Origin of the sequence: Nocardia flavorosea (assembly GCF_015477805.1) — a bacterium.
Taxonomy (GTDB): Bacteria; Actinomycetota; Actinomycetes; order Mycobacteriales; family Mycobacteriaceae; genus Nocardia; species Nocardia flavorosea_A.
The window spans coordinates 1,787,311-1,797,049 of sequence record NZ_JADLQL010000001.1 but is presented as its reverse complement, the minus strand read 5'-3'; the positions used below and the strand labels follow the sequence as shown (position 1 = coordinate 1,797,049).

General features: G+C 66.8%; 11 protein-coding genes. 3 read left to right on the top strand and 8 right to left on the bottom strand.

What is annotated here, in order from left to right:
* Positions 1 to 50: 50 nt before the first annotated feature.
* From IU448_RS08075 to urtA, 6 genes are read right to left on the bottom strand one after another with little or no spacing between them, the layout of a single operon-like run.
* Positions 51 to 752, bottom strand: coding sequence for a GntR family transcriptional regulator (locus IU448_RS08075; RefSeq protein ID WP_324188527.1), 702 nt, complete (start codon positions 750 to 752; stop codon positions 51 to 53).
* A 10-nt stretch (positions 753 to 762) separates the two neighbouring features.
* Entirely contained in the window at positions 763 to 1,455 is a 693-nt protein-coding gene (urtE, locus tag IU448_RS08070) for an urea ABC transporter ATP-binding subunit UrtE (protein WP_195055112.1), read from the bottom strand.
* Between the two features lie 2 nt (positions 1,456 to 1,457).
* Complete coding sequence (urtD, locus tag IU448_RS08065; protein WP_195054776.1) at positions 1,458 to 2,387, bottom strand: urea ABC transporter ATP-binding protein UrtD; 930 nt, start codon at positions 2,385 to 2,387, stop codon at positions 1,458 to 1,460.
* A complete protein-coding gene (gene urtC, locus IU448_RS08060; protein ID WP_195054775.1) occupies positions 2,384 to 3,502 on the bottom strand; it encodes an urea ABC transporter permease subunit UrtC in 1,119 nt (372 codons plus the stop codon). Before urtC ends, urtD begins: the two co-directional genes overlap by 4 nt.
* On the bottom strand, positions 3,499 to 4,386 hold the full coding sequence (gene urtB, locus IU448_RS08055) for an urea ABC transporter permease subunit UrtB (protein ID WP_195054774.1): 888 nt from the start codon (positions 4,384 to 4,386) through the stop codon (positions 3,499 to 3,501). The genes urtC and urtB overlap by 4 nt, the downstream gene beginning before the upstream one ends.
* A gap of 5 nt (positions 4,387 to 4,391) precedes the next feature.
* A complete protein-coding gene (gene urtA / locus IU448_RS08050; protein ID WP_195054773.1) occupies positions 4,392 to 5,696 on the bottom strand; it encodes an urea ABC transporter substrate-binding protein in 1,305 nt (434 codons plus the stop codon).
* A gap of 304 nt (positions 5,697 to 6,000) precedes the next feature.
* Between urtA and IU448_RS08045 the strand changes: the two genes are divergently transcribed.
* From IU448_RS08045 to IU448_RS08035, 3 genes are all read left to right on the top strand, one after another.
* Entirely contained in the window at positions 6,001 to 6,606 is a 606-nt protein-coding gene (locus tag IU448_RS08045) for a ClpP family protease (protein ID WP_195054772.1), read from the top strand.
* Between the two features lie 270 nt (positions 6,607 to 6,876).
* Positions 6,877 to 7,467, top strand: a complete 591-nt coding sequence (locus IU448_RS08040; protein ID WP_195054771.1) for a ClpP family protease — start codon at positions 6,877 to 6,879, stop codon at positions 7,465 to 7,467.
* Between the two features lie 195 nt (positions 7,468 to 7,662).
* On the top strand, positions 7,663 to 8,463 hold the full coding sequence (locus IU448_RS08035; protein WP_228812065.1) for an alpha/beta fold hydrolase: 801 nt from the start codon (positions 7,663 to 7,665) through the stop codon (positions 8,461 to 8,463).
* A gap of 253 nt (positions 8,464 to 8,716) precedes the next feature.
* Here the strand turns inward: IU448_RS08035 and IU448_RS08030 are convergent, their stop codons facing one another.
* Both IU448_RS08030 and IU448_RS08025 read right to left on the bottom strand, forming a co-directional pair.
* Positions 8,717 to 9,082, bottom strand: coding sequence for a helix-turn-helix domain-containing protein (locus IU448_RS08030; protein WP_195054770.1), 366 nt, complete (start codon positions 9,080 to 9,082; stop codon positions 8,717 to 8,719).
* Positions 9,083 to 9,406: 324 nt separating this feature from the next.
* Positions 9,407 to 9,733 (bottom strand): hypothetical protein, encoded by a 327-nt coding sequence (locus IU448_RS08025; protein ID WP_195054769.1) that lies wholly within the window; start codon positions 9,731 to 9,733, stop codon positions 9,407 to 9,409.
* Positions 9,734 to 9,739: the final 6 nt, after the last annotated feature.

Below are 9,739 nucleotides of genomic sequence, written 5' to 3'. Positions count from 1 at the left end.
GGTCGATCCTCTCGGCGTGGACAGTGCCGGCTACCGGGTAGCCGGGAAATTCAGGTTTTGGTCGCGCGGGCCAGGCGGGTCAGCTGGAGCACCTGACCGGCTCGGTCGGCCACCACGCGGCGGGATTGGTCGATATGGGCCAGGAGTTGCTCGCGGGCACCGGTGAGGTCGCGGTCGAGGACGGCCGCGCCGATGGCGATGTGTTCGTCGATGGTCGCGAGCATGCGGTCGGGGGTCAGATAGTCGAACATCCGAACCGGGCGGATCCGGGCGTTCACCGTGCGCAGGGCCTCGGTGAGGGCGTGATTGCCCGACGATTCCAGCAGGACGGTGTGAAACTGTTCGTCGGCGTCGACGAAACCGGCGTCCGGGTCCGGCGGTGCGGTGCGGAAGGCGCGCCACCGGTCGATCTCCGGGCCGAGTACGGCACGGTCGTGGCCCAGATCCGGATCATCGAGCACGCGGGCGATGCCTTGCACTTCCAAGGTGATCCGCAGCTCGTAGTAGTCACCCAGGGTGTCCAGTCGCGGCCGGTACGGGAACAGGCCGGCGTCACGGCGTTCGACGAGCCCGTCGGCCTGCAACCGGGCCAGCGCTTCCCGCACCGGGGTGCGGGAAACGCCGTGCCGGTCGGCCAGCCGTTCCTCACCGAGCCGTTCGTCCGGTGCCAGCGCACCGCCCATGAGTTCGTCGCGCAACGCCTTGTACACAGTGTCGCTTCGGGATTCGCGTTTGCTTCGTGGTTCGGTCACGACGCGCAGCCTAAAGAGTCATGGCGGCGCGAACGGTGTCGACGGCACCGGCGCCACCCTCCCCGGTCGAGGTGACCCTGCCGCTTTCCAGCACGTAATACCGGCTCGCCGCCCGCAACGCGAAACCGATGTGCTGTTCCACCAGCAGCACTCCGAGCCCACCGCGACCCACCAGTTCGGTGATGGTGTTCTCGATCTCGGCCACCACCGACGGCTGGATACCCTCGGTGGGTTCATCGAGGATGAGCATGCGCGGTTCGGTGATGAGCGCGCGGGCGATGGCCAGCTGCTGGCGCTGCCCGCCGGACAACAACCCGGCCCGGCGGCCGAGCAGATCCTTCAGCGCGGGAAACAGATCCAGCTGCTCGTCGATCAACGCCGCGCCCCGTTTACGGCCGTCGGCCACCACGCGCAGATTCTCGGCGGTGGTGAGATGACCGAAGCACTGCTGGCCCTGGGGGACATAGGCGATTCCCCGTTTTACCCGCGCACTGGGCCGCAACGAGGTGATATCGGCGCCGTCGAAGCGGATCCGGCCCCGACCAGTTTGCACCAGCCCCACCGCGGCACGCAGCAAGGTGGTCTTTCCGGCCCCGTTGTGTCCCATGATCGCGGCGACTCCATCGGCCGGGACCTCGATCCCGACCCCGTGCACCACCTCGGTGCGGCCGTAACCAGCATGGACATCGATGAGTTCCAGCACCGTCACTCTCCTTGTCCTTCGTGCCCCCGCGAGGATGCGACGCCGTTGCGTCTCGCCGCAGCTTCGGCGTCCGGCTCTGCCGGGGGCTGCACACCGGTTCCGGTCGGGAGTGCTGTGCGGTTGCGTTTCGCTTCCTCCGGGCTCGGCGCAGCGGCGGTGCCGAGGTACGCCTCCTGCACGGCGGGATCGGCCTGGACCTCGGCCACCGACCCCTCGGCGAGGATCGCGCCGCGCGCCAGCACCGTCACCGAGGTGGCGAAGTTGCGCATGAAATCCATATCGTGTTCGACCACCACGACCGTGCGTTCACCACCGATGCGGCGTAACAGGTTCCCGGTTTCCTCCCGCTCCTCCTGGCTCATCCCGGCGACGGGTTCGTCCAGCAGCAGCACCGAGGCGTCCTGAACCAGCAGCATGCCGATTTCGAGCCACTGTTTCTGGCCGTGGGCCAGCGTTCCGGCGGGTTTGTTCCGCAACTTGGTGAGCCCGATCGTTTCCAGCGCCCGCTCGATCGATTCCGAGACCTCGGCCGGGCGGCGGCGCAGCATGGTCCACATCGATCGGCCCGCCCCGGCGGCGATATCCAGGTTCTGCAGGACCGACAGTTCCTCGAACACGCTGGCGGTCTGGAAGGTGCGCCCCACACCCAGCCGGGCGATCTGATGCACCTTCTTGCCCAGTAGTTCGACCCCGGATTTCTGCACCGACCCGGTGGCCGGCACCAAACCGGTGATCGCGTCGATGATGGTGGTTTTTCCGGCGCCGTTGGGTCCGATGAGGAACCGCAGATCACCCTGGAAGAGGGTCAGATCGACATTCGATACGGCCTTGAATCCGTCGAATTCGACGCTCAGCCCCCGGACCTCCAGGTAATCGCTGTGCATTCCGGCGTTACCACCGGCGACCGGTGCGGTGGTCGTTTCCTGAGTCATGACGGCACTCCTACCGGGGTGGCGGCTGCGAGCTGCGGCGTCGGCCCGGGCGGTGCCGGATCCTCGTCCGCACCCCGTTTCCGCCGTCGCAGCAAGGTGACCAGGCCCGCCAGGCCCGCCGGGCAGAACCCGACCACGACGATGAACAGGACGCCCTGCGCATACACCCAGCCCGAGGGGAAGCTTTCCGAGAGGCTGGTCTGCGCCCAGGCCACCGCGATCGCACCCAGTACCGGGCCCAGCAGAGTCGTGCGGCCACCGATCGCAACCCCGGTGAGGAACGCGATGGACGGCACGATCCCGATATCGGCGGGGGAGATGATGCCCACGATCGGTACGAACAACGCCCCCGCGATACCGGCGAACAGCGCGGCCACCGCATACGCGACCACCTTCACGTTGGCCGGGTCGTAGCCGAGGAAACGCACCCGCTCTTCCTGGTCGCGCACCGCGACCAGCAGTTCGCCGCACCGGCTGTACATCAGCTGCCGGGTCAGCGCGACGATCACCAGCAGTGTGCCCGCGGCGATGAAGAACAGCAGCCGCCGGTTGATCGGATCGTTGAGCGCCAGCCCGAAGAAACTGCGGAACCGGTTGAGCCCGTTGCTGCCACCGGTGGACTGCTGACCCACCAGCAGGATCGCGAAGGCCGCTGCCAACGCCTGTGACAGGATCGCGAAATAGGCACCCTTGACCTTGCGTTTGAATACACCGAGTCCCAGCAGCACCGCCACCAGCGGGGGAACGATCAGGATGCCCAGGATCGTCACCACCGGCGACGAGAACGGAATCCAATACGCCGGCAGCTCACCGATTCCCGCGATCTGCATGAAATCGGGTACCTCGTCACCGCGCAGCTGGGCGTCGGAGATCTTCAGATGCATCGCCATGATGTAGGCGCCGAGCCCGAAGAACACACCTTGACCGAGGGTGAGCATTCCGCCCCGGCCCCAGGCCAAACCGATCCCGACCGCCACGATGGCGAAGCAGAGGAACTTGCCGAGCAGGTTGAGCCGGAAATCGGAGAGCACCGCGGGCGCCACCGCGAACAACAGCACAGCGGCCAGCGCGAACCCCGAATAGACCTTCCAGCGGGTGGTCAGGAATTCCCTCATACCAGACTCCTCGACCGGATCATGAACAGTCCCTGCGGCCGGACCTGCAGGAAGATCACGATGACGACGAATACGATCACCTTCGCCACCGAGGCCGTGGTGCTGTATTCGATGAACGAATTGAGCAGCCCCAGCGCCACCGCGGCCAGTACTGCGCCCCGGATCTGCCCGAGACCGCCGATCACCACCACCAGGAAGGCGTCGACCAGATAGTTGGCACCGGTATTGGAACTGGTGGAGCCGATCAATGTCAGCGCCACACCGGCCACCCCGGCGAGACCCGAACCGATGAAGAATGTCGTGATATCGGTGCCGCGGCTGGAGATACCGCTCGTTTCGGCGAGATCACGATGCTGAACCACGGCCCGGATCCGCCGGCCCATTGCGGTGTATTTCATGGTCACCGCGATGGCCGTCACGCACAGCACCGCGAGCAGCATGATGAAGATCCGGGTCCTGGGGACCACGGCCCCCAGGATCTCCACCCCGCCACCGAGCCATTCCGGTGTCACCACGCGGACCGCGGGTGCACCGAAGATGTCGCGGGCCGCCTGCTGCAGGATCAAGCCCACACCGAAGGTCACCAGCAGGGTGTCCAGCGGCCGGTCGTACATCCGTTTGATCAGCGTCACTTCGAGGACGACACCCATGAGACCGCCGGCCAGGAATCCGACGAACAGCGAGACGATCAACGATACGTCGGTATTCGACACCAGGTAGGTCTGCACCGTGTAGGCGGTATAGGACCCCGCCATGATGAACGCGCCGTGGGCCATGTTGATCACGCCCATCTGCCCGAAGGTCAGCGACAACCCGAGGGCCGCCAGCAGCAGAATGGAACCCAGGCTCAGGCCGGTGAACAGCTGCCCGACAACTGCTTCCATTCGGATCAGCCCCCGAGTCCCTCGGCCCACGGGTAGCCGGCCAGGTACGGGTCGGGTTCGATGGCCTCGCCGGAATCCCACACCGTGTAGATCAGGCCGTCGGGACGGATCTCACCGATCCTGGCGGTCTTGGTGATGTGGTTGTTCTCGCCGTTGATCGTGACCGTGCCCTCGGGCGCCTCGAAGCTCACACCGCCGGCAGCCTTCTGCACATCCTCGACCGCGAAGGACTGCGCCTTCTCCACCGTGTTCTTCCACAGGTAGACCGAGGTGTAGGCCGCTTCCATGGGATCGGAGGTGGGTTTGGCCGCACCGTATTTCGCCTTGTAGTCCTTGACGAAAGAGTTGTTCGCCGGGCTGTCGACGGTCTGGTAGTAGTTCCAGGCGGTCAGCTGGCCGGCGATGTTCCCGACGCCGATCCCGCCGATCTCCTCCTCGGCGATCGACACCGATACCACCGGCATATCCTGCGCTGTCAGGCCGACATTCCGGTACTCGCGGAAGAACGCGACATTGGAGTCGCCGTTGAGGGTGTTGAACACCGCGTCGGCATCGGCGGCCCGGACCTTGTTGATGACCGTCGAGAAATCGGTGGACCCGAGCGGGGTGTAGTCCTCGCCTTCGATCTCGATACCGTTGGCCTGCGCGTACGCCTTGATGATGCGATTCGCGGTCTGCGGGAACACGTAGTCGCTACCCACCAGGTACAGCGATTTCACGCCGCGGCCCGTCAGATAGTCCAAGGCCGGCACGATCTGCTGGTTGGTGGTGGCGCCCGTGTAGAAGATGTTCGCCGACGATTCCAGGCCCTCGTACTGCACCGGGTAGTACAGCAGCGCGTTGCGGTCCTCGAAAACCGGCAGCATCGCCTTACGGCTCGACGAGGTCCAGCCGCCGAAAACTGCAGCGACACAGTCACTGCTGATCAGTTTCTCGGCCTTCTCCGCGAAAACCGTCGGTTCCGAGGCGCCGTCCTCACCCACCAGTTCGATCTGCTTGCCCAGCACTCCACCGGCCGCGTTGATCTGATCGACGGCGAGCCGGATGGAATCGCGGACGGTGACCTCCGAGATGGCCATGGTGCCCGACAGCGAGTTCAGCGAACCCACCTTGATCGTGGGGCCTGCTGTATCGACACAGGATTCGGCGTGGGAACCGGCCTGTTCGGAGGCCGAGCTACCGCAGGCGGCGGCGGTCAGCGCGGTAACGCAGAGGGCGACCGGCAAGGCGAGCAGTTTGCGCCGCCGGCTCCCTCCATTCCGGCGGATCGCCGCAGTGCCGGTGGGTTCTTCGGTTCTGGCTGCATTCATGACTGTTCGGCCTCCACTCCAGAAAAAAGTCAGGCCCGCTGACTCGCTATCGGCTCGCTGTATACAGCGGCGTATACGAGAAATGACGCTAAAGACGCGGTGTTTCGGTGGCGTATCCCAGCGTGAAACCCGAGTATCGGTTTCCTCTCGGCGTGACCATGCGCCACCGTCGGGCGCTGTCCGCCGGCGGGCACCGCCTGCTCACACCGTGCGCCCGAACCGGTTCCGGCTTCGCTGCCGAGAGCAGATCCGCTCACAGCAGCAGACGGTTCCGCAACGCGCCCGCACCGGGCACCGTGAAACCATGGCTCACGACGATAAATCCCCGCTGTTCAGCTGGCGCGCCCGCGAACAACTGCTGGCCCGCCGCATCCTCGTGCTCGACGGCCCGCTCGACGACGACAACGGCACCCTGCTGGCCACTCAACTGCTCACCCTCGCCGCCGAGGACGCCGACGCGGGAATCTCCCTGTGGATCCACTCACCGGGCGGATCGGTACCGGCCATGCTCGCCATCCGCGATGTCATGCGCCTGGTGCCGTGCCCCGTCTCCACGCTCGCACTCGGGCTGGCCTGCAGTGCAGGACAGTTCCTGCTCTCCTCCGGCACCCCCGGAAAACGCTTCGCGCTCCCGCACGCGCGCATCCTGATGCACCAGGGGTCGGCCGGAATCGGCGGTACCGCGGTCGATGTCGAGGTCCAGGCCGACGATCTGCGCCACACTGTGGAAACCGTGCTCGGCCTGATCGCCGAGGACACCGGCCGGCCCTACGACCAGATCTACGAGGATTCGCTGCACGACCGCTGGTTCAGCGCCACTCAGGCCAAGGAATACGGCTTCATCGACCATATCGTCGGCGAATTCGGACAGATCGTCCCGCAACGCCGGCGCGTGGGGATCTCCGTATGAGTGGGTCGGGTCCGGAGGTGGTACCGGCGCGCAACCACTCAGGGCTCCTTCAGATGCGGCAGCGCAGCACCATCGGTTACCGCCCGGCGGCAGCAGCTTATGCCACCACGAGGCCGGTTCGCGGTCGTGCCGGGTGGTGGCGGTACGAGTGGGCAGCGAGCGGTGCCAACCCTCGTCATCGTGAGACCGGTTCGCGGCCGGGCCCAGTGGAGAACGTATGAGCAGGCAGCACCTGAAAGTCCGGCGACCCGGATACGAAGGGGATAACCGATGAGTACCTACACAATTCCCAATGTGATCGCCCAGCATCCGCGCGGCGAGCGCATCACCGATATCTATTCACATCTGCTGGCCGAGCGGATCGTCTACCTCGGCACACCCATCGACTCCGGGGTCGCCAATGCGCTGATCGCGCAGCTCCTGCACCTCGAGTCGGAAAGCCCCGGACAGCAGATCGACTTCTATATCAACTGCGAAGGTGGCGATCTGCCGTCGATGCTGGCCGTGTACGACACCATCCAGCACATCGGGGCGCCCGTGCACACCACCTGTGTCGGGCAGGCCATCGCGGTCGGCGCGGTCCTGCTGGCCGGTGGCGCCCCCGGACAGCGCGCGATGCTCCCGCACGCCCGGGTGGTGCTGCATCAACCGGCCGCCCGCGGCCAGGGCGCCATCCCGGACCTGATCCTGCAGGCCGACGAACTGGTCCGGATGCGCGCCGAAATCGAATCGATCCTGTCGAGGCATACCGGGCAATCGGCCGAACAACTGCGACGCGATACCGACCGCGACCGGGTTTTCACCGCATCCGCCGCCGTCGACTACGGCCTCGCGGACACCGTTCTGGCACCGCGGGCGTGAACACCGCGGAAGTTTCCGGGGCACTGGGGTTTCGGGCCGGCCGGACTCGGTGATCGAGGCGAGGTCGGCTGCCGTGACGGTGGCGCAGTGCGCCGAGCCAGAACGGTCTCGCCCTGACACCTGCCCTGACGAGCCGGGAGCGGTGTATCAGGCAGGTGTCAGGGCGGCATCAGCCGTTCGGGCGACAGTATTCACATGAGCAACGCAGAAACCACCACCACCTCGACCACCTCGGCCTGGAGCGGCATGGTGCCGGTCGACGACACCGCGCTGGCGGTGAGCGATACCGGCGGCACCGGCCGGCCGGTCGTCTACCTCAACGGCGCCTACGCCGACCAATCGCACTGGAAGAAGGTGATCGCCGAACTCGGCCCCGGATACCGGCACATCACCTTCGACGAGCGCGCCCGCGGCAAATCGAAGCAATCCGCGGACTACTCCTTCGAGGCATGCCTACGCGATATCGACGCCGTGCTCGCCGCCAGGGGTGTGGAAGGCCCGATCGTCCTGGTGGGCTGGTCCTACGGCGGGGTGTTGAGCTGGCACTGGGCCGACCGCAACCCGGATCGCGTCCGTGGAGTGGTAACCGTGGATGCCTTTCCCCACGGACTGACCGGCGAGGAAGGCACCGAGCGGATCCGGGCCCTGTTCCACAAGATGCGGTTCCTGCTGCCGCTGGCCCGCCCGTTCGGCATGGCAGCCCGAATGAGCGCCGCCGAGCATGCCGAGGCCAATATCGAACTCAACGAGATCGCCGCGGCCAGCGTGCCGGTCCTCGAACGCGCTACCCGCCCGATGCGCTTCGTGGTGGCCACCGGAGACAGCCTCGGGAGCAAGGATGGGGAAATGGAGCAGGGCCGGGCCGTACTCGACCCGATCGTCGCGCACAATCCGAATGTCACGATCAGCGCCAAGGTCGCCAGCAACCACTCCAAGATCCTGCGCAAAGATTTCGCTGCCGTTGCCGACGTGGTACGCGAGACCGCAGGCCGTTAGAAACCCGGCCGGCACCGTCGATCGGTTCCGTCACCGAACCGGATCGACACAGCCGGCTCAGGCTCTTCGCCGAACCGCGCGTGCAGTTGAGCACTTTTCGTCGAACCGCGCATTCGCTAGGGGCCCAGTCGTCGCCACCGTGCTCGCTGCCGCTGCCGCTGCCGCTGCCGCTGCCGCTGCCGCTGCCGCTGCCGCTGCCGCTGCCGCTGCCGCGTGCTGTTGCTGCTCGCTCGCCGGGCCGTGGTGGACGGGATCAGGCGGCGCGCAGCATGGGAACCTGCGCGGCGCCCGGACGCTCGGCGGGGCACCGGCGCACGCGGAGTTCGTGGGCGACCTGCTCGGTGAGTGCGCCGAGCGAAGTGCCGAGTGCGCCGGCCAAGGCGGCGATCATCTCGCTCGACGGTTCCTTGCGGCCGCGCTCGACCTCGGAGAGGTACTGCGGCGAGATCCCGGCCCGTTGCGCGGTTTCGGCCAGGGTTTCGCGCTGATCGTTGCGCAGGGCGCGTAGCCGGCCGCCGAGCACCTCGCGCCACAGTGGCTCGGGTTCCTCCGCCGGCCGGCGGCGCGGCGGCTCGTCCCGGCCACCGGGGATCGCGATCAATCTGCGCGGCTCGGTCATGTGTCGAGCCTATGTTCGGGGGCGGGGCGGTCGGCGCCGATTCCGCTCTGGGCGTAAATCGCTGCGCGACTGTTGCCGTCCCGCGCTGTTTGTCCGTGCTGTTCGGCGGCCGATTGCCATGCGCACAACGGCAGGACCTCGGGTCAGGGAAGTTTCAGCTCACCGAGAGCACCGGAGCGCGCTGTGCGGACCGTTCGAATGTCGGAGCGTCACGTACTTCACCGGGTATCGGACGGCCAAAAGCTGCCGCCTTTCCGCCGGCTCCGAATGCGGAAAAGCTCGGGCCCGCATTCCGGCGAATACGGAATGCGGGCCCGTGCGCGATCAGCTGCTGCCGAATACCCCGCGCAGAATATGGCGGAGCCAGTCCGCCGGATCGTCCCAGCCGTGGTGGCCGCGGTCCCAGTGGCGGTCGCGATGGTGATCGCGGTCCCAGCCGCGGTCGCGATGATGGTCGCGGTCCCAGCCGCGGTCGCGGTCCCAGCCCCGGTCCCGATCGCGATGGTGATCGCGGTCGACCGCCGTGTACTCGGGAGCGGGGGCCGCGGGGTCGGCCGCGGCGGGGGCGGCGAGTGCCGCCAAGGGGAGTAGGGCAATGGCGCCCGCGACGACGACCCGGCGGGTCGCGAAGGCGCGTTTCGTGCGGAACACTTCGTA

Bases quoted from the DNA above. Each gene is read 5' to 3' on its own strand.
- urtD (WP_195054776.1), bottom strand. From the start codon at position 2,387: ATGACTCAGGAAACGACCACCGCACCGGTCGCCGGTGGTAACGCCGGA.
- urtC (WP_195054775.1), bottom strand. From the start codon at position 3,502: ATGAGGGAATTCCTGACCACCCGCTGGAAGGTCTATTCGGGGTTCGCG.
- urtB (WP_195054774.1), bottom strand. From the start codon at position 4,386: ATGGAAGCAGTTGTCGGGCAGCTGTTCACCGGCCTGAGCCTGGGTTCC.
- urtA (WP_195054773.1), bottom strand. From the start codon at position 5,696: ATGAATGCAGCCAGAACCGAAGAACCCACCGGCACTGCGGCGATCCGC.
- IU448_RS08045 (WP_195054772.1), top strand. From the start codon at position 6,001: ATGGCTCACGACGATAAATCCCCGCTGTTCAGCTGGCGCGCCCGCGAA.
- IU448_RS08040 (WP_195054771.1), top strand. From the start codon at position 6,877: ATGAGTACCTACACAATTCCCAATGTGATCGCCCAGCATCCGCGCGGC.
- IU448_RS08035 (WP_228812065.1), top strand. From the start codon at position 7,663: ATGAGCAACGCAGAAACCACCACCACCTCGACCACCTCGGCCTGGAGC.
- IU448_RS08030 (WP_195054770.1), bottom strand. From the start codon at position 9,082: ATGACCGAGCCGCGCAGATTGATCGCGATCCCCGGTGGCCGGGACGAG.